The 20,428-nt window shown below is 69.2% G+C and carries 20 protein-coding genes; 7 read left to right on the top strand and 13 right to left on the bottom strand.

The features are described from left to right. Positions 1 to 4 precede the first annotated feature (4 nt). The 3 genes from ACZ7L7_RS08930 to ACZ7L7_RS08920 form a co-directional block, all read right to left on the bottom strand. Positions 5 to 550 (bottom strand): barstar family protein, encoded by a 546-nt coding sequence (locus ACZ7L7_RS08930; RefSeq protein WP_285516834.1) that lies wholly within the window; start codon positions 548 to 550, stop codon positions 5 to 7. A 7-nt stretch (positions 551 to 557) separates the two neighbouring features. Next, positions 558 to 5,126, bottom strand: a complete 4,569-nt coding sequence (locus tag ACZ7L7_RS08925) for an RHS repeat-associated core domain-containing protein (RefSeq protein ID WP_472075397.1) — start codon at positions 5,124 to 5,126, stop codon at positions 558 to 560. 140 nt (positions 5,127 to 5,266) lie between these two features. Further along, on the bottom strand, positions 5,267 to 5,914 hold the full coding sequence (locus ACZ7L7_RS08920) for a hypothetical protein (RefSeq protein ID WP_471428468.1): 648 nt from the start codon (positions 5,912 to 5,914) through the stop codon (positions 5,267 to 5,269). Positions 5,915 to 5,986: 72 nt separating this feature from the next. On the opposite strand from ACZ7L7_RS08920, the gene ACZ7L7_RS08915 reads away from it, so the two are divergent. After that, positions 5,987 to 6,334 carry a hypothetical protein gene (locus ACZ7L7_RS08915; RefSeq protein ID WP_471428466.1) on the top strand — a complete coding sequence of 116 codons (348 nt, stop codon included), beginning with the start codon at positions 5,987 to 5,989 and terminating at the stop codon, positions 6,332 to 6,334. Between the two features lie 16 nt (positions 6,335 to 6,350). Here the strand turns inward: ACZ7L7_RS08915 and ACZ7L7_RS08910 are convergent, their stop codons facing one another. The 9 genes from ACZ7L7_RS08910 to ACZ7L7_RS08870 form a co-directional block, all read right to left on the bottom strand. Beyond that, positions 6,351 to 6,767, bottom strand: coding sequence for a TadE/TadG family type IV pilus assembly protein (locus tag ACZ7L7_RS08910; RefSeq protein WP_093718468.1), 417 nt, complete (start codon positions 6,765 to 6,767; stop codon positions 6,351 to 6,353). A gap of 29 nt (positions 6,768 to 6,796) precedes the next feature. Beyond that, the gene (locus ACZ7L7_RS08905) at positions 6,797 to 7,198 is read right to left on the bottom strand and encodes a TadE/TadG family type IV pilus assembly protein (protein ID WP_285516844.1); all 402 of its coding nucleotides are present in this window, start codon (positions 7,196 to 7,198) and stop codon (positions 6,797 to 6,799) included. Between the two features lie 71 nt (positions 7,199 to 7,269). After that, a complete protein-coding gene (locus ACZ7L7_RS08900; RefSeq protein ID WP_453598962.1) occupies positions 7,270 to 7,716 on the bottom strand; it encodes a TadE family protein in 447 nt (148 codons plus the stop codon). A gap of 32 nt (positions 7,717 to 7,748) precedes the next feature. Continuing rightward, positions 7,749 to 8,000 carry a hypothetical protein gene (locus ACZ7L7_RS08895; protein ID WP_176711617.1) on the bottom strand — a complete coding sequence of 84 codons (252 nt, stop codon included), beginning with the start codon at positions 7,998 to 8,000 and terminating at the stop codon, positions 7,749 to 7,751. A gap of 32 nt (positions 8,001 to 8,032) precedes the next feature. Further along, complete coding sequence (locus ACZ7L7_RS08890) at positions 8,033 to 8,959, bottom strand: type II secretion system F family protein (protein ID WP_471428464.1); 927 nt, start codon at positions 8,957 to 8,959, stop codon at positions 8,033 to 8,035. Continuing rightward, positions 8,956 to 9,930, bottom strand: a complete 975-nt coding sequence (locus ACZ7L7_RS08885; RefSeq protein WP_471428462.1) for a type II secretion system F family protein — start codon at positions 9,928 to 9,930, stop codon at positions 8,956 to 8,958. Before ACZ7L7_RS08885 ends, ACZ7L7_RS08890 begins: the two co-directional genes overlap by 4 nt. A 4-nt stretch (positions 9,931 to 9,934) precedes the next feature. After that, complete coding sequence (locus ACZ7L7_RS08880; protein ID WP_472075394.1) at positions 9,935 to 11,242, bottom strand: CpaF family protein; 1,308 nt, start codon at positions 11,240 to 11,242, stop codon at positions 9,935 to 9,937. Continuing rightward, entirely contained in the window at positions 11,239 to 12,072 is an 834-nt protein-coding gene (locus ACZ7L7_RS08875; RefSeq protein WP_285516842.1) for a hypothetical protein, read from the bottom strand. Before ACZ7L7_RS08875 ends, ACZ7L7_RS08880 begins: the two co-directional genes overlap by 4 nt. Positions 12,073 to 12,091: 19 nt before the next feature. Next, positions 12,092 to 12,832 carry a CpaB family protein gene (locus ACZ7L7_RS08870; RefSeq protein ID WP_471591787.1) on the bottom strand — a complete coding sequence of 247 codons (741 nt, stop codon included), beginning with the start codon at positions 12,830 to 12,832 and terminating at the stop codon, positions 12,092 to 12,094. Between the two features lie 530 nt (positions 12,833 to 13,362). Between ACZ7L7_RS08870 and ACZ7L7_RS08865 the strand changes: the two genes are divergently transcribed. From ACZ7L7_RS08865 to ACZ7L7_RS08840, 6 genes are all read left to right on the top strand, one after another. Then, the gene (locus tag ACZ7L7_RS08865) at positions 13,363 to 13,746 is read left to right on the top strand and encodes a hypothetical protein (RefSeq protein ID WP_472075392.1); all 384 of its coding nucleotides are present in this window, start codon (positions 13,363 to 13,365) and stop codon (positions 13,744 to 13,746) included. A gap of 29 nt (positions 13,747 to 13,775) precedes the next feature. After that, a complete protein-coding gene (locus ACZ7L7_RS08860; protein WP_472075390.1) occupies positions 13,776 to 15,809 on the top strand; it encodes a hypothetical protein in 2,034 nt (677 codons plus the stop codon). After that, a complete protein-coding gene (locus ACZ7L7_RS08855) occupies positions 15,799 to 17,046 on the top strand; it encodes a hypothetical protein (protein WP_285515938.1) in 1,248 nt (415 codons plus the stop codon). Before ACZ7L7_RS08860 ends, ACZ7L7_RS08855 begins: the two co-directional genes overlap by 11 nt. A 171-nt stretch (positions 17,047 to 17,217) precedes the next feature. Next, a complete protein-coding gene (locus tag ACZ7L7_RS08850) occupies positions 17,218 to 17,889 on the top strand; it encodes a hypothetical protein (protein ID WP_471591790.1) in 672 nt (223 codons plus the stop codon). Continuing rightward, entirely contained in the window at positions 17,880 to 18,974 is a 1,095-nt protein-coding gene (locus tag ACZ7L7_RS08845; protein WP_472075388.1) for a hypothetical protein, read from the top strand. The genes ACZ7L7_RS08850 and ACZ7L7_RS08845 overlap by 10 nt, the downstream gene beginning before the upstream one ends. Positions 18,975 to 18,995: 21 nt before the next feature. Then, the gene (locus ACZ7L7_RS08840) at positions 18,996 to 19,622 is read left to right on the top strand and encodes a hypothetical protein (protein ID WP_472075386.1); all 627 of its coding nucleotides are present in this window, start codon (positions 18,996 to 18,998) and stop codon (positions 19,620 to 19,622) included. Here ACZ7L7_RS08840 and ACZ7L7_RS08835 read toward each other — a convergent pair. Next, positions 19,585 to 20,379 carry a hypothetical protein gene (locus ACZ7L7_RS08835; RefSeq protein ID WP_472075384.1) on the bottom strand — a complete coding sequence of 265 codons (795 nt, stop codon included), beginning with the start codon at positions 20,377 to 20,379 and terminating at the stop codon, positions 19,585 to 19,587. The two genes, ACZ7L7_RS08840 and ACZ7L7_RS08835, sit on opposite strands and share 38 nt — an antisense overlap. Positions 20,380 to 20,428: the final 49 nt, after the last annotated feature.

Raw genomic sequence — 20,428 nt, 5'->3', positions numbered from 1 at the left:
TGCCTCAGTGCCATTCCTCGGGGTTGAGCGCGGCACCGACGAAACCTGCGCCCGAGGTGACCGTAAGGTCCTGCTGACTCACCCTGCGTACGATTCGTTCCGCGTCGAAGTCACGGAACTCAAGAACGAAGTGCTCGGCGATGGCAGGTCTGTCCAGTGGAAATCCATCCAGGTCGACCGCCGAGTTCGCACGGTCCGCCCCCTGGCAGAGGACCGATACGAAAAGGGGAAAATGCTCCGTGTCCAGCAGTCGGTCGGCATCCTCGATGACGACGGCGATTCCCACGCCGCCGCCGGTCACGGCGCCGCACAGATCGTCCAGGCAGTCCACCATCGCATCCCAGTTCCGCCCGAAATAACCGGGGAACTGAAGCGCCCGTGCGAACGCCGCGTACACACCCTGCTCGGTCATGAGCTCGTGAGAGGACAGGCGGTGGACCTGGCCGCCCTTTGCCTCCAGCTGTGACAGCTGCACGCGAATTTCGGCGTCTCCGCTGGGCACGAAGACAGCCCAGGGCTCCGAGGTCCCCGTGATGTCGAAACCGGTCATTCCTGGATCACCCTGTGAATTCACCGACGTAGTAGAAGGTTCCATAGTGGTCCGGCGTGTAATACGCGGGACCGGGGCCGTCCTTGGGGGTCAACAACCGCTCGGTGCCTCGGATTTCCTTGCCGCAGCCGGGGGCACTGCAGTTAGGCAGGTCGACCTTGGCGTTGACGTCCCATTCCTTGTACTTTCCTCCGGGCAGCTGGCCCTTGTTGTTACCCCAGTTGGCGTTGCCATGGTAGCCGTCGACCTTTCCGATACCTCCGGGCCGCGCATTCACCTTGTTCAGCATGTCCACCGCCTTCTGGGGTGCGGGCCCGGGAAGCAGGCCGGGGCCGTCCGGACTGCCGTGGGCACCGCCGTGCTGCTGGCACAGGGGGGCGAGTCCCAGGGGGTCCGACCACGTGTGCGGGTTGTGGACGTACGTGACAGGGTTCGGCGCCGGGAGCAGGCCGAGCGGGTCGGGGCTGGTGTACCTGGCCGTCTCCGGGTCGTAGTGGCGGTGATGGTTGTAGTGAAGCCCGGTCTCCGGGTCGTGGTACTGCCCGGGGAAGCGAAGCGGCGTGTAAGCGGTGGCACCGCGGTTCCAGACCGTGTTCCCCCAGAGGGTGGATCGCGTGTACCAGGCGATCTCCCCGTCCGCCGTGACCAGTTCGGTCGGGGTTCCGACGAGGTCGGTGACGATGGCGAAGAACCGTTCGTCGATGGTCTCCTGCGGCGCCTCCGCGGCCCAGATGCGCTCGGCCTGGCTCAGCGGGGCGAGTCCGTCGTGGTCCCAGGTGAGCGTCGTGTTTCCGCCCGTGTCCCCGTGCTCGGTGGTCTGCTCGCAGAGCGTGTTGCCGTCCCAGGTGAAGAGGGTGCGTTCCAGGACGGTCTCCCCGTCGGCGGCCAGCCGGAGCTTCGCGGTCCTCCGGCCCAGGGGGTCGTAGGTGTAGCGCCAGCGGCTGCCGTCCGGCGTGGTGACGGTGGTGAGCCGGTCCTCGGCGTCCCATTCGTAGTGCCATACATCGGGCTTGCGGGACAGTCGCGTCTTGCGTCGTACGACCACACGGCCCTGGGAGTCGTGCTCGTAGTGGATGCTCCCGGCCCGTGTCAGCCGTGTGCCCGCGTAGTCACGGGTTCCGACGGCCTCACGGCCGGGATGGCTCGCGGGCCATTCGGCTTCGGTCTGGTTGCCCGCGGTGTCGTAGGCGTAGCGCTCGTTCCAGCCGACGGCGTTGACGGCCGTGACACGACCATGGGCATCGAGATCGAAGCGTCGGGTCCCGGTACGAGCGTCCTCAAGACCTATGAGGTGACCGTCCGGCCGGTAGGAGTAGGAACGCTCGATGAACCGCGTGTCACCGGCGGCCGTGACCGACTGCCCGATCAGGCGGTCGAGAGCGTCGTAACCACGCGCGAGCGTGAGTGCGCCGTCTATTCGGCGAGCGGTCTCGCGGTCGGCCGCGTCGTGCGCGAAGTCGATGGTGTGGCCCGCCGTGGTCAGCCGAAGGGCACGTCCCGCGGCGTCGTACTCCCAGGTGCTGCGGGCACCCGACGGGGTGACGCGCAGCGTCCGGTTGCCGGCGGCGTCGTAGGCGAAGGCCATGGTGCGGCCGTCGACAGTCTCCTTGATCCGCCGCCCCGCACCGTCGAGTTCCACGTGCAGAGTGCTGTCCGGGCCGACCGCTCTGTCCAGGAAGCCGTTCGGCGTGTAGCTGTACGCGGTGGTGACGCCGTCGGCGTCCTTGGCGATGATCTGCCCGAGCGCGTCCCGCTGGTAGCGGATCGTCTGTCCGAGCGCGTTCGTCCGAGCGGTGAGCCGACCGGCGGCGTCGTAGGCGTAGTGCGTGGTCCGGCCGTCGAAGTCGGACTCGGCCAGCAGTTGACCGACCGCGTCGTACGTGTAGTTCCAGGTCAGACCCTGCGGATTGGTCACCGCCGTGAGACGCAGGCCGGCGTCATGGGTGAACGTGAAGCGCTCGCCCCCCGGCCCGATGCGGGCACTGAGCCGGTCGAAGTGGGTGTACTCGAAGCGGCTTTCCTGCCCGGCCGCGTCCACGTGGCGGACGCAGTTGCCCTCCCCGTCGTACTCCCATGTCTCGTACGACCCGTCCGGTTCGATACGCCTGGTGGGGAGACCCTCGACGGTGCGCTCGAAGCGGGTCTCGTGGCCGAGGGCGTCGGTGACCGCGATGATCTGGCCGAAGGCGTTGTACCTGTAGTACGTCGTGTTGCCGATGCCGTCGGTGACGGTGAGCGGCAGGCCCGCGGCGTTGTTCGTGTAGGCACTCGTACGGCCGGCGGCGTCCCTGACCCCGACGATGCTGCCATCGGCCGCGCGCACGAAGTCGGTGGTCGCGCCGGTGGGGTCGGTGACCGCCGTGACGTTGCCGTGCACGTCGTTGGTGTATCGCCACGAGGAACCGTCCGGCAGCACGACGGCGGTGAGGCGATGCCGGTCGTCGTAACCGGCAAGCACCATGGAACCGTCGGGGCGAGTCACCTCGACCGGCTGCCCCACCTCGTTGTACGCGAAGGTCGTGCGGTGTCCGAGCTGGTCCGTTGTCTCGACGACGTTCTGGCGGTCGTCGTAGACGGTGGAGACCGTGGCGCCCAGCGCATCGGTCTCGGCGACAACCAGGCACCGGTCGTCGACGACAAAGCGGGATACAGCGCCGTCGGCCGTGGTGAGCATGGTGACGCGACAGCCGGGCCAGGCGGGGTCAGTACCGTCGTAATCGATGGTGATCGCGATGTGCCCGGCCTCGCCGCCCTCGGCGACGCAGCGGTCCCGGTCGTCGTACGAGTACAGGTACCGCCTGTTGTTCGTGTCCTCCCAGGACGCGACGCGCAGGCGTTCGTCGTAGGTGAACCGGAGCGGCAGGCCTGACGAATTGGTGACGCCGACGAGCTTGCCGTCGTCGTAGTCGTACCGCCTGACGACTGTGTCGGTGCCGTCCTCGGCCGCTCCTGCCAGGCTCAGGCAGGTGACACGCCCGTCCTCCGTGTCGAGCTTGAGGTGGTAGCCACCGGAGTGACGGATCCCCAGAGGAGTTCCGTAGGCGTCGTAGTCGAACGTGATCGTGTGCTCGTTGCCGTCGGCGATACGGTGCAGCAGGGCGATGCCGTCGGCGTTGGGGCGGCCGAAATGGTGACTGAGGCCGCTGAGCGGGTCGTCGATCCGGTACCCGCCGTCCTCCAGGCGGGTCAGCGGCCGCCGAGGACCCGACTCCGGCAGGGCGGGAATGCCCGGGGCCAAGGGGTGGGGGTAGGTGAGGAGCAGTCCGTCCTCGGTGACGAATACGACGCCCTGCTCGTCGACTTCGAGACGCTGGTCGATGGTGGAGGCCCACGTGGGACCGAACCACCAGCCACAGCGGTAGTCCGAGGCGACACGGCGAGTGAAGACCAGCGACAGCAGCCCCGGAAGCTCCACGTCGGTCTGCGCCAGGTACATCGCGCCGGAAGCCATGTCCACGGGGTCACTCCCCTTGGACTTCACCAGGTTCTTGGCCCGGTTGTACGCGCCCTTGGCCCCGTCGGTCACCGCCGTACGCGCGTTCTTCCCCAGCCCGCGCAGCGCCAGCCCCATGCCCTTCAGCCCGCCGCGGATTCCCTTCACGGCCGCCATGCCGCCCTTGAGGCCCCTGGCCAGGCCGCCGAGGGTGGTCAGGCCCTTGAACGCGGGTATGCAGCCGAGCGCGGCGAAGGCGACGTCCCATAGGGACGCCCGCCCCTGGGAGTATTTGTAGAGCGTGTCCGCGAGGACCACGAGGGCCGCGATCAGCACGATCGCACCCAGGATCGGCCCGCCGATGATCATCGCGATCACACCGACCACGGCGACGACGACCTTGCAGACCGCGACGATGGTGTCCCAGTTGTCGACGAACCAGTCGCCGACCTCCTCCCACCACGACCGGTTCTGGATGCCCGCGTCCGACGCCTCGTCGATCTTCGACTTCGCCGTGCGGGCGGCCTCCTGGCGCATCTTGCGGGCGTCCTCGGCCATCTTCTTCGCCGCGTCCAGGGCGTCCTGGGCGTCGGAGACGTCGCCGCGGGCGTTGGACCGGGCGGTCTCGGCGTGCTGGACGTCACGGGTGGCGGCGCGGACCTTCGCCTCGTCGGGCTTGTCGGTGGACTTGCTGCCCGTGGGGTCGTCCTTGTACTTGTCGGCCTCCTTCGTGGCCCGCCCCACCCACGAATCCGCCTTCACCAGACGGGACTTGGCTGCCGACAGATCCGCCTGCGCCTCCCGGCCCCGGGCCAGCGCGCGGTCCGCCAGTGCCTGGGCGCGCTCCAGTTTCGGCCAGTAGTCCGCCAGCGCGTCGCCGCACATCTCGTAGGACTTCTTGAGCTTCTTCAGGTTCTTGGGGACATCGGCGAAGTCCTCCTTGAACACGTCCGCCGACTTGCCCGCCCACTCCGCGAGCGTCGACTCCCCCGCCATCCCCTTGACGATGCGCAGCGCGTCGGAGACGTCGTCAGCGAAGTCGTGCAGTTTCTTGGCCAGTTGGCGCACCTGTTGCGGGTCACCCGGCACCGGGTCCTTGTCCAGATCCAGCACATGCCAGTCCGTGGGCCGATGCCCCGCCATACCGCAACCCCCGTCACGTGTGCACCAAGAACAACTGCGTATGCACACGCGAACTTACCAGCGTGCGAACGGTGGTTCGGGAAATCGGCTCCCGGTACTTCGCTACGCCATTGCTCCGTTACCCCGTGAAGCGGAACGTCCTACCCCGTGAAGCGGAACGTCGACGTGATCGCGTCGAAGATGTCGAAGAACGAGTCCGCCAGGTCCAGCACCTGGCTGCTTCCGGCCACCAGCGCCACCTTGCCCGCCTGGCCCGGCACCGGGATGAACGTCTGCATCAGCACCGCCCGGACCGTCCGCTTCAGCGCGTCGTCCGGGATCGCGATGTCCTCGATGCCGTACGTCCGCGCCGCCGGCCCCACGCCCGGAATGTCGACCGTGGTCACCTTCCGCCAGGAGTCGCCCTCCTTCTTCGCCTCCTTCACGGCGAGTTGGCCGGCCATCACCATCGGGTCCGTCGACAGCGGCTCCCCGGAGGACGAGCGGCCCGAGACCAGCGACACCGTCACCGAGCCCGTGATCGGGGTGTCACCGCCGAAGCTCTCCGCCATGCAACCGCAGTACAGCGCACCCGACTTCCACGCGTCCGCCGCCGCCTTGCGCAGGAAGTCCAGGTACGCGTCGCGGTACTTGGCCAGCTCGGGGTGCGCCTGTATGCGTTCGTTCACCATGCGGCGGATCGAGTCGTCCCGGGACTCGGGGCGTACGTCGAACTCCCACCACGACTCCGGAACGTTGATCCGGAAGCCGCCGCGCTCAATGGTGAGCGCCTCCATGTAGCGGGCCATGACGTCGACCTTGCCCCTTCGTCCGAGGTACCGTGCCGATCAGCCTACGAGCAACAGTCGGGGGACGGACACATGGGCAAGGGCAAGAGCGATCTCTCACTGCCGCTGACCGAGCTGGAGGACTACGGGCGGCGCCTGCGGTCCATCAAGACGCGGATGAACCACACCAAGAAGATGTTCGAGTCCTACGAGGACGACATCGGCGACGGCACCGTCAACAGCGCCCTCTCCGACTTCGAGTCCAACTGGGAGGACGGCCGCGAGGACATCGGACAGCAGCTCGACGCCCTCTCGAGCATGTCCGACGCCGTGGTCCGCGAGTTCAAGAAGCTCGACGACGAACTGGCCAAGCAGGTCAACGACGCCATGAAGACCGAGGACAAGCGGGGGAAGAAGGAGGGTGGGGGCAACAAGGCCTGAGGGGAACCAACAAGGCTCACCCCACCTCGTTCTCCGCCACCGCCTGCCCCTTCACCACCACGTCCCCGCCGAAGAACATCCCCGTGAACACCGGCGAGTACGTCAGCTGGACCTCCACCTGCACCTGGTTCACGTCCGCCGTCACGCAGTGCGTCGCCGCGATGTCCGGGCCGTTCATGTCCATCTCGGCCGCGAACTCCTTGACCCGCGCGTCGCAGTTTTGGAAGTTGATCGGCGCGGGACCGCCCTCGTTGTCGTAGAGGGCTTCCTTGTCGATGTCCTGGGCGGCGTAACGGGCCGCCTGTTCGGCGATGTCCGCGGCGCGTTCGCGCTTGGAGATGGACAGGCCGCCGTCGATCACGAAGGCGGAGAGGGAGAGGAAGACCAGCGCGAAGATGATCACCGCGCCGGCGCCCGAGCCCCGGTCGTCCATACGGGACCGAAGGCCCCGGAGCCACACCTTCACGCGGACCTCCGGAACGGGTCCAGCGGCGAGCTGAACGTCGCGTCCATCGTCGGGTCGATGTCCAGGCCCAGCGTGGCCAGACCGCGTACCCGGCAGCTGACCTGCACGCTGAACATGGGGTCCACCTCCGGGTCGAAGCCCGTGCTGGTCTGCGTCACGGTGACCGGACCCGAGCACACGCCCTCCAGGCTCGCGGCCGCCGCCTTGCGGGCCTCGGCCATCGCCGTGGCGTGGTCCTTCTGGATGGAGCCCGCGCGGGCCGCGTCCCGGGCGGCGCCGTCCAGGGCGCCGCGTCCGTCGACCAGTTGACCGAAGGCCACCAGCACCAGGATGAACAGCATCATCACCGGGGCCAGGATGACCACTTCCACGGTCGACAGGCCCCGGTCGCCCTCCATAGCCGGCAGACCCCGGTTGTCCTCCACAGTCGACAGGCCTCGGTCGTCGGCCGTACGAACGGCGTCCTCCATCACCCCTCCTCCGGCACGAACCGCTCCACCGGCCCCGCCGACTGCGCGTGCACGGTGAGGTTCAGTCCGGGGAAGACCGACGGCACCCGTGCCGTGATCTCCACGCCGACCGTGTTCTGCTCCGGCTGGAGCATGGTCACGTCGGGCGAGAGCACCAGGGACGGGCCGAGCTGGTCGATGTAGCTGTCGACGACCGTACGGGCCTCCCCGCGCCACGCGCCCGGCTGGGCGTCCGCCGTGGCGCGGGCCTTGCGCGCCCCGGCCTGGGCGGCAGCCTGGGCGACGTGGTCGGCGAAGAAGTACAGCGCGAACTGCACCGTGGCGAAGATCATGAAGAACAGCACGGGGGTGAGCAGCACGAACTCGATCGCGGTCATGCCGGAGTCACCGCGGGCGCCGGCCCCGTCCCGGACCGCCCGCCATCGGCTCCGCGCCCATCTGCGCATACGTCGCTGCACCCCCGTACCCGAACCCGGCCTCAGCAGGTGCCGGACGCGGTGGCGCCCTCGATGCAGTCCTCCACGTTCTCCGCGCCGGACTCCAGCGCACGGTTGATGATCGCGGCGACCACGCCGACGATGGCCACCACGACAGCGGAGATGATGACCCACTCCACGGCCGAGGCACCGCGGTCGAGCTCGCCGGAGCGGGCGCGCTGGACGCGGCCCTGGAGGAAGGTGACGAGGAAGTCCACCGCCGGGATCCCGGTGCGGAAGTTCCGTTCGGTCATGATCAGTTGTCCTTTCGAAGGGTAGGTCGGCGTCAGACCTGGAACACACGCATGGCGGCCGGATAGATCAGGAACACCAGGAACCCGGCGCACAGCAGCAGCTGCGCGACGAGCATCGACTGGGACTTCTCGCCCGCGCTGCCCTCGATCTCGGCGAGTTCGCGGTGGCGCATGGTCTCGGCGCGGGAGGCCAGGGACTCGCGGACCTTGGCGCCGTCGTCGGCGACCAGGGCGAGGGAGGCGGAGAGGTCCTTCAGCTCCTCCACGCCCAGCTCCTCACCGAGCGAGCCCAGCGCCTGCCACTGGCTGATACCGGTGATCCGGGCGTCGGCGAGGGCGTTGCGGATGCGCTGGTTGGCCCAGCCGTCCGAGACGTCCGCCGCCGCCATCAGGGCCTCCGGCAGACCGCGTCCGCCGGCCAGGCTCATCGACACCAGATCCAGGTAGGCGCCGATCACCCGGCGCAGGTCGCGCCGCTTCTCGGCGGCGTCCCGCCGTACCTCCACATCCGGGAGGAAGAAGAACAGGACCGCGAAGAGCAGGGCCAGCCAGACCGGGATGATCGGGCTGCTGCCGAAGCCGAGCGTCCAGACGACGGCGAACAGGAACGGCCCGAAGAACAGTCCGGCGACCCCGAGCAGCACCTTGGTCGCCAGGAACTTCTCCCAGCTGCGCTCCAGCACGGCCAGGTCGGCGCGCAGCGAGCGCTGCTCCCAGCCCTGCTGGAGGTACAACTCGGCGACCCGGCGGCCGACTTCGGCTCGCGTGGAGGCGAACCGGCCGGTGTGCTCCTGCGTGGTGCGCGCCGACTCGTAGGCGGCGCCCCGGGCACGCATCGCGTCGATCCGGGCGACCTGGGAGACCGCGCTGCGCTTGGTCGGCATCAGGGCGCGGACCAGGACGTAGACGCCGAGGCCGAAGACGGCGCCGACGACGATCGGCAGAGTCACGTCACTCATCGACGCGCCCCCTCCTCCGGCTGGAACGGCGACTGCTGCGGCTCGCCCGCCGCGGGGGTACGCGGCCGTACGAACTGGACCGACGACTCGTCGCGGACCAGGAAGCGTTCGGGCGTCTCGATGGTGGACAGCTTGCGCAGCCACAGGAAGCCGAGCGCGAACAGACCGCAGACGCAGGCGAGGACGAGCTGGCCGACCGGGTCGCCGTACGGCTCGACGAACTCCCGGTTGAAGATGGACAGTCCGAGTACGAAGGCCACCGACACCGCGACGACGATCTGCACCGAGCGCCGGGTGGAGGCGCGTTGGGCCATCACGCGCTGGCGCATGTCGACCTCCTCACGGGCCGACTTGGCGAGCGCGCCGAGCACCTGGCGCAGACCGGGGCCGCGCAGCCGGGCGTTGAGGATGAGGGCGGCGACGATGATGTCGGCGGAGGCGTCGTCGATCTCGTCGGCGAGCTGCTGCAGCGCCTCCGGCAGCGGGGTGCGCGCCCGCAACCGGTCCACCAGGGCGTCCAGGTGGGGCCGCAGCACCGGGGCGGCGGCCCGCGCGGAGGCGGGGATGGCCTGCTCCAGGCCGACGGCGCCGGCGATGGTGTCGCGCAGCGACTCCGTCCAGGAGGCGAGCGCCTCGACCCGCTTCATGGCGGCCCGCTCCTCGGCGGCCCCGCCGAAGAGCCGGTCCCAGAAGAAGACGAGGACGCCGGCCGCGATACCGAGCACCGCCCACCGGGTGAGCAGCAGCACGGCCAGTCCCACGACGGCGGCAAGCGACCCGCGCTGACCGGCGAACCGGATCAGTTCGTTGGCCCGTTCACTGGCCTTCTGCTTCTCGTGCTCGGGCTTGGCGGGCAGTCCGCGTACGGCGACGACGAGCAGCGCAAGTCCGCCGCCGACGGCGACGCCGCAGGCGAGGGCGTACAGGACGGTCGTGGAGAACAGGCCGCCCATGGAGCCGAGTCCGGTCATGTGCTCACCCCCAGGTTCCGGCGGGCCGGTAGCCGTGCGCGATCAGGTCCTCCAGGCAGCCGATCGGCGCGTGCGGCACGACGCGCCCGTCGGGCGTCTCGGCGAAGATCTCGCTGGACAGTACGCGCCCGTCGACGCCGTTGACCTCGCGGATGGAGGTGACCATGCGCTGGAGCCGCCCGCCGTTCTGGAAGTCGTTGCGCCGCTGGATGAAGACGACGAAGTTCACCGCGCCCGCGATCAGCATCTGGCTGGCCTCGATGGGCAGCCGTTCGGTGGCCTGGAGCGCGTAGGTCGAAATACGGTTGAAGACCTCGCTGGAGCTGTTGGCGTGGATCGTGGACAGCGAGCCGTCGTTGCCCTGCGACATCGCGTTGAGCATGGTCACGATCTCGTCGCCGAGCACCTCACCGACGATGACGCGGGAGGGGTTCATACGCAGCGAGCGTCGCACCAGCTCCGCCATGCTGATGGCGCCCTGGCCCTCGGAGTTGGGCAGCCGCTCCTCGAACGCCACGACGTTCGGGTGGAGTTCGGGGAAGGTGTCGAGCCCCAGCTCCAGGGCGCGCTCGACGGTGATGAGCCGTTCGTGCGCGGGGATCTCGTTGGCGAGGGCGCGCAGCAGCGTGGTCTTACCGGCGTTGGTGGCGCCCGCGATCATGATGTTCTTGCGGGCGCGGACCGCGCAGGCGAGGAAGTGGCCGACCTCGGGGGTCAGCGTGCCGTTGCCGACGAGGTCGGAGATGAACACCTTGCCCATACGGGCGCGGCGGATGGAGAGCGCGGGGCGCCGCGCGACGTCCATGACGGCCGACAGTCGGGACCCGTCGGGCAGCCGCAGGTCGAGCTGTGGATTGGCGGAGTCGAAGGGCCGCGACGAAAGCCCGGAGTAGGCGCCGAGCACCTGGATCAGCTCGATGAGCTCCTCGTCGGACTCCGCGACGGGGTCGCCCTTGACCTCCCGCCCGTCGCTGTAGCCGACGAAGACCTGGTCGCACCCGTTGATGTCGATGTTCTCGACCTCGGGGTTGTCCAGCAGCGGCTGGAGCCGGCCGACGCCGAAGAGCGCGGCGTGCACGGCGGCCGCGTACTGCTCCTCGGTCTCCGCGTCCAGCGGAGTACGCCCGGCGTTGATCTCGGTACGGGCGTACTCCTCCAGTATCTGCGCGATGACGGCACGGGCGTACTGCCGCTCGTCCTCGCTGGACATCGGAGTGACGCCGCTGACCTGGTCCAGGCGGCGCTGTTCGGCGATGCGGTCACCGGCCTCCTGCCGGAACCGCTTGACCAGCTGGTGGTCGACAGCGCTCATCGCGGCTGCCCGTTCATCTGGGCCTGGTGCGCCCAGGCGGCGCCGTACTGCTGGTAGATGTCGGCGGCGACCTTGCGCGCCGAGCGGATCAGCAGCGACTTGTCCAGGCGTCCGCGCTTGCGTCCCGCCAGCTGGTCGGCGCCGGTGGGGTCGTCGGCGATGGTGCCGACAACTCGGGCGCCGGTCTGGGCGTGCACGAGCATGTCGTTGACCTGGCCGGAGATCTTGGACGCCGCGCCCGGGTCGGCGACCAGGACGACCCCGATCAGCGGGGTGGCGAGGCTGGCGGCGCCGCGCGGGCCGCCGTGCAGCTTGGTGGCGAGGGCGGCGGCGCGGTCGCGGACGCGGGCGATGGCCTCCGGCTCGGTACGGCTGATCAGCAGGACGAGGGCGGCGTGCGGGAAGAGTTCCACGGCCGGGGTGTCCCCGCTGATCCGTCCGCAGTCGGCGATGACGTCGGCGGGCGCGTTGGGCGAGTCGGCGAGGGAGGCGAAGGCCCGGCCGAGGGTGGGCCACAGCCCGGCGAGCCCGGCGGCCTGCTCGGCGATACCGAGTCCGACGAGAACCTCAAGCCCGCCGCTCAACGGCTGTACGTGGTCCCAGAGTTGATCGGGTACGAGTCCGCGCCGCGCGGTGGCGGCTATGGACAGCATGCCGGTGTTGGGGTTGAGCGGTCCGCCGTGCGCGGCGGCGCTGCGGTACACCAGGTCGCCGCCCGCCGGGTCGGTCTCGGCGAGCAGGACGCGGCGCGGCCAGACCGCCGAGAGGGCGACGGCCGCGGTGGTGACGCCGGGGGAACCCTTGTCGGCGGCGAGAGCGATGAGCGCCATGGGGATGTGCCGCCTCTTCTTAATTACTGCCGTTGTTGCCCGGCACCAGCACGAGCGCCACTTCGCCGTTGGAGGCGGCCTGGGCGAGCGGGGCGGCCTGGTCGGCGTCCACGGTCAGCGTGAGGGCGAGGTTGGAGCTGCCGACGAGGTCGCCCTCGTCCTTCCCCCTGGGCACGGAGGCGACGGTGGCCTGGTCGACGATGAGGCTGTTGCCGGAGCCGGCGGCGGCGCCGTCCTCGTTGTCCGCGTTGTTGTTGCGGCTCGCGTTGGCGCCCACACGGTAGGCGGCGACGGTGTCACCGGCCTTCAGACCGGTCGGGTACTGACCGGCCTTGAGGGAGAGACCGACGGTGGCCTTGCCCTCGCTGACGCGGACCTCGTCGGTGAACATGTCGCCGATGACGACGGTGCCGGCGTAGATGGTGGACTTGGCCTTGAGTTCCTTGAGGGACTTGAGCTGGGTCCACTTGACGTAGCGGATGCTGTCGTCCTTGGCGACCAGCACGGAGGTGACGTCGCTGTCGGTCACCGACTGGCCCGCCTGTATCTCCTTGGTCACCTTGACGACCTCAACACGGTCACCGGCCTGCAGCACGAGCATGGTGGCGCCGAGGGCGCCGACCAGGATGAGCAGCACGGCCAGCGCGGCAAGGGCGGGTTTGCGCTCGCGAGGAGGGGTGGGAAGCCGGTCACCGACCGAAGGCTGAGCCGGAGCGGCGGAACGTCCCGCGCCCGCCCCCGTACGCTCTTGGATCTTCACGCAACCGCTCCCCGTACACCCAAGAAATTGTCTGCCAAGACTGTCAAATACTCTGCAATTCCGGACACTTCACCCGCCCACCTGGGCTGTTCTCGCGCCCTGTGCGGTACCCAGCGGCTGGGGTGAGTGTCAAGCCATCGCACCGTATCAGCCGCCCATAAGCCCCTCAAGGCGCGCCCGGCCCCGTGCGGAGCGGGGACAGTTCTGTTACTCATCCGCAACTGGAAGCGCAGGTCACCCAGTTGTCGCGGCGCGCACGAACAGGGTGCTGCTGTGCGGGCGCGAAGAGCTACGGGGGTGGGGCCCGTCCCTCACGGGGCGCCCATGAGCCCTGCACGTTTCGCACACGAGGAGAGCCGGGGGGGCTCGGCTCCCCCGATCGGATGAACCGGAGGCATATGCCAGACCCGTTCGGGGGACCGGGACCACACTTCGACGCATGGTCAGAGCCCACCAGCTGGGCCTATTACGTCGCACATCTGCAAGAGAAGTACGGCATCCCTCCCGTTCTCCTCGTCATGTGCCAGGACATGAATACCGAACTCGGCCTCGGCACTGCCACGGCCGCCGAGACATGGAGGCAATTGATGTCCGTGGACCTCTCCTTCTTCCGCTCAGACACCTCACAGCGCCTGCGAGACGAAGGACTGGCCAAGGGGCGGATCGAGGACATTCTGCTGATCCTCGATACGCGGGGCGTCGAGGTCACCGAGGCGGCGCGCGAGCGCATCACCTCCTCCACAGACCTGGACGAACTCCGCGGCTGGCTCACCCGGGCCCTGACGGTGCGCTCAGCCGACGACCTGTACGGAGACAGCTCCCGAAACCGAAGCCGGCCCCGAAGCCTGAAGCACCCCCGCCTCCCCGGGCCTTCGTTTCGCAGCAGTGAAGGCCTGAGTAGAGTGCCTCGTTGAACTGCGGGCCTGGTACGGGGGAGGCGACGTTGGGCGCGGGGAATCTTTTGGTACGGGTACGGGCGTTCTTCGTACTCGGCGTCCTGACGGCCCTGTTCGCGGCCTTTGCCGCAGCGACTCCGGCGCGGGCCGCCGATACGCAGGCCGCCTACTTGGCGGACCGGCTGCGCGAGAACCCGGTGTACGTGTCGGACCAGCTCCCGCGCGAGGTGCCGAAGTCGATGGCGCCGGACTTCGCCGAGGTGGCGAAGCGGACCGGGGTACCGACGTACGTCATGGTCCTGCCGAGCGGCGCCGTGAACGATGACGGCCTGCTCGGCGCGGTACATGACCGGCTCGGCAAGGACGGGCTGTTCGTGATCGTCGACGACTCGTCGGTGTCGTACGCCGAGGCGTTCGGCGTCCGCGCCCCCGCGGACGACGCCCTCACGGTCTGTATCTACGAACTCCCCTACGACACCCACCCCTTGGACGAGTTCAAGCTCTTCGCCGAGGTCATCGCCCAGGGGCCGGAGAAGGCGGCGCAGCGGGCGCAGGCCGCGCGGGACAAGTACGACGCCGACGGGCCGGAGTCGATGTACATCGGCCCGTCCGACCGCGAGGACCAGTCGGTCCTCACCGGCGTCCTGACCACGGCGGTACCCACGGTCATCCTGCTGCTCTTCCCCGCCGTACGGCGCTGGCGGCGGAAGCTGAAGGGCGGTAGGCCCGGCAAGGCCAGGCAGGGCAAGAAGAAGGGCGGAAAGTCTTCCCCCCGTCGCTGGATCGCCCCCACCGCCACGGCTGTCGCCGCCTGCGCCGCCGTACTCCTCACCGCCAACGCCGCCTTCGACCAGACCAGGTCCAGCTCCTCCCCCCGCCCCCGCGCGATGGACCTGAACGTCCGCCTGGACCGGGTGGCCGAAGGGCTCGCCGAGGACCCGGTGTACACCGACCCCGAGAGCCCCCGCGTCCTGGACGAGAAGCAACTCGCCCGTCTGCACAGCCGTATCGAGAAGTTCGAACGCTCCGAGGGCGGCGGCCCCGTCTTCGTCGCCGTCGTCCCGCAGATCTCCGAGGACGAGTCGGAGGGCGACGAGGAGAACTTCGCGTACGCGCTGCACGACAAGGTCGGCCAGGACGGGGTGTACATCGTCGCCGACCCGCTCTACGGCGGCATCGACGCCTTCAACCACGGCCTGCGGCTGGACAGTCTGGACCTGCTCCTCGACCTTCCGGACTCCATCACCCTGGGCGACGGCAAGGCACGCGACGCCGACGACTATCTCCTCGGCGAACGCCTCGACGCCCTGATGACCTACCTGGACGAGGCCCCCCGCACGGACACGCCCGACACCCCCGGCGACCCGAACCCGGTCACCAACCCCGTTACCGAGGACGACCTCCCGCCGCTCTTCGGCGACGACTTCTGGGGCGGACTGTTCCTGGGCCTGCTCGTCGCCGGTCTGGCGTACGGCCTGCTGGAGGCCCTTGCCGCGATCGCGATCGCCGTGCTCCGGCGCCGCAGCAAAGGGCCGTTGCCGACGTCCGCGCTGCCCGACGCGTCTCCGACGAAGCCGACGACGTCGTACCTGCGCCGCACGGCCCACGCCGAACTCCGCGCGCTGAAAACGGACTTCGAGGCGGCACCCCCGTCCACCGACCCCCGCCCCGGCGACTGCCTGGACGCGGCGCTGCTGTTGCTGGACGGCGACCCGGCCCGTATCGACAACCCGGAGACCGACTCCGCGGCCCTGGTCGCGGTCATCGTCCTCTCCCGCGCGGGCCGCGCCGCCCTCGACCGCAAGGGCTACAACCGCTGCTGCGCGGTGAACCCCCTGCACGGTCCGGCCGTCACCCGCCACCAGGTACGCCTCTCCGCCGAGCGCAAGGAACGCCGCCACGTCCACATCTGCGGCGCCTGCCGGGAAAAGGCCACGTCAGATGCCTCCACCATGCCCACCCGCGTACTGGCCCTCCCCGACCCTCCCGTCCCCTACTTGGAAGCCGAGCCCCTGGACGTCGTCCCCGACGGCATCCGCCGCCTGATCGAGAAGGTGAGGGAGATGACACATGTCGCGTAACCGAGCGGTACTGACGGCGGCGGCACTGACCGCGCTCCTGACCGTGTTCCCCGCGACGGGATCGCAGGCGGCCGACGCCCCGAGCGCGGGCGAACGCATCGCGAACGAGTTGCGCGACGAACCGGTGTACGTGGACAGGGCATACGCAGACGCGGTACCACCGTCCCGCCAACGGGAGTTGACGCAACAGATCAAGGAGACCGGCCTGCCGATCAAGGTGGTGCTCACCCCCCTGACCAAGGGCGACCCCTTCAATGGCGACGCCGACACCCTCGCCTCCGTCCTCCACGACCGCCTCCCGCAGCGCGAGCTGATCCTCATCACCACGGACGGCGTCTTCACGGACTCCCTCAACGGCTACGAGTGGCCGGCCGACACCCACCAGACCCGCGACGCGGTCGCCGCGACCGGCTTCCTGGACGAGATGCGCGACGCGGGCCTGGCGGACCTGACGTCGAAGGCGGTGGAGCTGGTGGCGGAGGGAAACGGGACGGAGGTGTACGAGGAGGCGACGGAGGACTTGGGGGAGCAGCGGGACCAACCGAAGCCGGCGGAGAAGCCTGAAGGAAGCGCATGGCCGCAGGTGGCGGCGGCCATAGGCCTGGCGCTGGCAGTCCTGACAACAGCGGCCCTCGTCGCATACCGCCGCCGCCATCGCCGTAGGACACCCGCGATGACCCCCGCCCTTGGCGCGGCTCGCGCCGCCGAGGAGGCGGAGGTACGGCACAGAGCGGAGGCGGAGGTCGTGGCGCTCGGCGAGGCGGTCCGTACGGCGGACGCGGCGACAACACCGGACCTGTCCCGCGCGCTGGACGCGTACGCGGCGGCGGGCAAGGTACTGGACGAGGCGAGGGACCTGACGGACCTGGCAGGAGCCCTGGCCCTGGCAGCGGAGGGCCGAGCCGCCCTGGCACCCCACCCCTCACTCCCCCTCTGCTACTTCAACCCCCTCCACGGTCAGGCCACCACCCGCACGACATGGCGCCGCCTGGGCCACCGCGAGAGCGTCACGGTCGCCACCTGCCCCACCTGCACCACAACCCTCGCCACTCACCGCACCCCGGACTCCCTGACGGAACTCACCGAGGACGGCCGCCTGATCCCGTACTACGAGGGCCAAAGCATCTGGGCAGCCACGGGCTACGGCTCCCTCCCCGGGGACGGGATGGCGAGCCGGGTGGCGCGGGGGGAGTTCACGCGGGGCGTTGCGGACGGGGGTCGGCAGGCATCCACATGACGACGATCTCCGAACCGGATCACCACAGTCGTCGCCATGCGAGCTCCAGCACACCCATGCCAAACATCCACAATTGCCCTGCTTCTCAGGCTGGTTCGCACTGGCGAACCCAGAACCCCACGGATACCGTTTGTGCTCTTGACTGACCTCAAGTCTCACGGGGAGTTCACTGTGAAGCGCCGCACCTTGCCCACCGCCGTCGCACTCACCGCGACAGCGGCACTCCTGCTGACAGCCTGCGGCAGCGGGGACGACGACGCCAGCGGCAATGACAAGATCGCGGGCGCCGACCAGCAGTCCTCCAAGCCGGAGCCGTCGAAGGAGGCCTCCGGCGCGCCGGACGAGGACAAGCCGGACGGCGTCGACCTGTCCCTGCCCAAGGACATGAACCTCGTCTTCGACTGGGACAAGCCGAAGAAGGCCAACGAGGCGGCGGCGATGGAGGACGCGGCGAACTTCCTCCGCGCCATCTACCGAGGCGTCGACAAGCGCACGACCAAGGACGCGGCCCTGACGACCTACGCGACGGGCGGTGCGCTGCATTACGGCGAAGTGCAGATCAACGAGTGGATCAAGGGTGGCTGGACCGGCACCGGTACCCGCCGCCACTACGACGCGACCACACGTTCCGCGGGGAACGGCGACTCCGTTGAGGTCGCGTTCTGTGCGGACACAGGGAAGTTCTACGGCAAGGACGTCAAGACCGGGAAGGTCCTGAAGACCGACCCGAGCCCCAAGGACTTCGGCTACTACAAGATCATCATGGTCAAGTTGCCTACGAGCGACAGCCTGTGGCAGGCATCCAAGGTCTTCGTCGAGACGGAGGCGACACAGTGCCAGTGAACCGATCGCGGCGTACCGTTCTCGGCTCCGGCTCGGCCGCACTTGCCCTCGCAATCAGCGCGCTCCTCGTCGCGGCCCCAGAAGCCGGAGCGGACCCAGTGGACTTCGGCAAGGGCGATGAATCCGCCGAAACGAGCGGCGGCTCCAACAACTCCGGCATCTACGCCACCGCCCGAATCACCTACTCCGGCTCCGTCGCCAAGAACGGCGGCACCGGCAACGTGAAGTCCGCCGACGTCAACTGGACGCCTCCGCCCTGCTGGTACGCCCCCTTCCTCGGTGCCAAGGAGTTCAAGGAGAGGATGTCCAAGGACATCGAGCGCCAGATGAACGCCCCGGGCATGGGCGGCCACGCCGGCGCCGCGCTCAGTGAGCTTCAGCGGCACTACGAGGACGAGTACGGCTGGACCGACACCCCGGGCTACAAGGACTACAACGTCGACAAGGACGGCGAAGGCATGTTCTGGGCCGCCGTCGAGAACCCGAACGAGCCGGACGTACTCAAGCGCAGCTCCTGCAACGACCTGCCCTTCTGGGTCGACAACGGCGAGGCCCCGCCGCCCCAGTACGAGGAAGCCATCACCCCCGGGATACTCGCGGCCCTCGCCTACCAGCACATGCAGCTGCCCGACACCAAGGTCACCCTCGCCCCCGAGAACGTCACCAAGGTGAACCTGCCGACCTGGGCCTGGCTCGACAAGGCCGTGTTCGACGAGGTCCAGGCGACCGCCGCCCTCGACGTCCCCGGCTTCAACATCCAGGCCACCACCACCGCCAAGCCGGTCGCCCTCAAGCTCGAACCCGGCACCCCGGACGCCGAGACCTACCCCGCCTCCGGCGAATGCCTCATCAACGACGACGGTTCCATCGGCGAGCCCTACGCCAAGGGCAAGGCCGACAAGACCCCGCCCTGTGGTCTGAAGTACCTCCGTTCGTCCGGTGACGGCACCTACAAGCTCCAGGCCACCATCACCTGGGAGATCGAGTGGACCGGCACCGGCGGCGCCGGCGGCGACCTCCCCGACGGCACCTTCGGCAACGACCAGGCCGTCACCGTCCAGGAAATCCAAGCCATCAACCGGTGACGTAGGAGGAAGGAGCAGCACGTGGGCGGGTCGGCCAAGCCGCGTCGGCGTAGGGCGGCCGCCCCCGCGCTGTGGTACGAACGGCAGCCCAGGAGGCCCCAGCAGGGCAGGACGCGGAGCAAGAAGGACACCGCCTTCGGGTGTCTCGCGGCGTTCACGGCCGTGAGTATCGTCGTCGGGCTCGCTCTTCTCGACCTCTTCTGGGGAGACGACACCTGGCAGTGGGCGGCCGAGTCCTGGCCAGGAGGCGCCTACGGGTTCGCGGGTTTCCTGGGCTTCCTCGGGCCAAGTCTCCTCGTGGTACTCGGGGCGTGCGCGTACGGACTGAGCAGGAAGTCGTTGCGGCGGCGTCTTGACCGCGCCGCTGCTCTGACGGTCACCATCGCCGTCTCCGTAGCCGCACTCGTGGCATACGTAGTCCTCGTCTTCAACGCACAGGACAGCGGCAAGTGGGGCAAGGGCAAGGACACGGAGCCCAGTTGGGTGTTCAGCAACTACCCGTGGCTGTGGGCCGTCGGTCTGGTCTCCACCCTTGTAACCGTTGCCGTATTCGGGTCAGCCGCGTACCTGTATGCCAAGCACCGCCCAAATCACCAATGCACAACCCCCGTCACTCAAAAGGAACTTCCTCAACAACCGTCTCCCTGAACCGCCAAGCCCCCTGATTCCCCACCGCCTCCGCCTTCAGCCCCCTCTCCCAGGCGATCCTCGCGGCCCGGCCGTGCGAAAGGGCCGGGTACACCCCGGGGGAGACCTTGACGTAGCCGTGCTCGTCAGGCGGACACGTCCGCAGCGCCTCCCGCAACCTCGACTCCTGCCGCGCGAAGGCCTCGGCCTCCCGCGACCTCTCCGCCGTCTTCGACCCCCGCCACGCCATCCACCCGACCGCACTCAGCCCCGCGACCGCGAACCCCGCCGCCCCCAGGGCGTCGCCCGTCGCGTCCGCCTGGCCCGGCGTCTGCGGGCGGAGGTCGGCCTCCGGGTCCTCGATGACCGTCAGTACGTCACCCACGTCGTAGACGTCCGACGTCGTCCGCATCTCGGGGCCCGGAACACGCGTCCCGTCCTCGTGCTCCAACACGTAGTACGAGTCACGCGCCTTGCGCCCCTGCGCCGTATCGAGCCGCTCGCTCACCACCGTGGCGACCACCGTCTCGCCCCGCCGCTGCAACGTGAGGTCGTCCCGGGCCAGGTCCGCCACGCCCACCGCCATCACGGACACGGCCACGACGAAGAGTGCCGCGTACGTGCTGGACTCCCTCGCCCCCAGCTTCCGGATGCCCACGATCAGCAGCACTCCGTGCAGCATCCACAGCGGGACCCGCACCCCGAGCCCGGCGTCGTCCGCCAGCGCGTACATCCCTACGATCACGGCGAGCACGTAGCCGCCGAGACCGACCGCCATCCACACGGGGTGCCGAGCCCGCCTCCCCCACACCTCCACGCAGGAGCCC

Source organism: Streptomyces sp. NPDC110618, from assembly GCF_055657065.1.
This window is presented reverse-complemented; position numbering and strand designations above follow the sequence as displayed.

Coding starts and splice junctions, on each gene's coding strand:
- ACZ7L7_RS08855 (WP_285515938.1), top strand. CDS start 15,799: ATGTCGCGTAACCGAGCGGTACTGACGGCGGCGGCACTGACCGCGCTC.
- ACZ7L7_RS08915 (WP_471428466.1), top strand. CDS start 5,987: ATGGGCAAGGGCAAGAGCGATCTCTCACTGCCGCTGACCGAGCTGGAG.
- ACZ7L7_RS08905 (WP_285516844.1), bottom strand. CDS start 7,198: ATGGAGGGCGACCGGGGCCTGTCGACCGTGGAAGTGGTCATCCTGGCC.
- ACZ7L7_RS08885 (WP_471428462.1), bottom strand. CDS start 9,930: ATGACCGGACTCGGCTCCATGGGCGGCCTGTTCTCCACGACCGTCCTG.
- ACZ7L7_RS08835 (WP_472075384.1), bottom strand. CDS start 20,379: ATGGCGGTCGGTCTCGGCGGCTACGTGCTCGCCGTGATCGTAGGGATG.
- ACZ7L7_RS08895 (WP_176711617.1), bottom strand. CDS start 8,000: ATGACCGAACGGAACTTCCGCACCGGGATCCCGGCGGTGGACTTCCTC.
- ACZ7L7_RS08875 (WP_285516842.1), bottom strand. CDS start 12,072: ATGGCGCTCATCGCTCTCGCCGCCGACAAGGGTTCCCCCGGCGTCACC.
- ACZ7L7_RS08925 (WP_472075397.1), bottom strand. CDS start 5,126: ATGGCGGGGCATCGGCCCACGGACTGGCATGTGCTGGATCTGGACAAG.
- ACZ7L7_RS08880 (WP_472075394.1), bottom strand. CDS start 11,242: ATGAGCGCTGTCGACCACCAGCTGGTCAAGCGGTTCCGGCAGGAGGCC.
- ACZ7L7_RS08865 (WP_472075392.1), top strand. CDS start 13,363: ATGAATACCGAACTCGGCCTCGGCACTGCCACGGCCGCCGAGACATGG.
- ACZ7L7_RS08920 (WP_471428468.1), bottom strand. CDS start 5,914: ATGGCCCGCTACATGGAGGCGCTCACCATTGAGCGCGGCGGCTTCCGG.
- ACZ7L7_RS08890 (WP_471428464.1), bottom strand. CDS start 8,959: ATGAGTGACGTGACTCTGCCGATCGTCGTCGGCGCCGTCTTCGGCCTC.
- ACZ7L7_RS08930 (WP_285516834.1), bottom strand. CDS start 550: ATGACCGGTTTCGACATCACGGGGACCTCGGAGCCCTGGGCTGTCTTC.
- ACZ7L7_RS08910 (WP_093718468.1), bottom strand. CDS start 6,767: ATGGACGACCGGGGCTCGGGCGCCGGCGCGGTGATCATCTTCGCGCTG.
- ACZ7L7_RS08900 (WP_453598962.1), bottom strand. CDS start 7,716: ATGCGCAGATGGGCGCGGAGCCGATGGCGGGCGGTCCGGGACGGGGCC.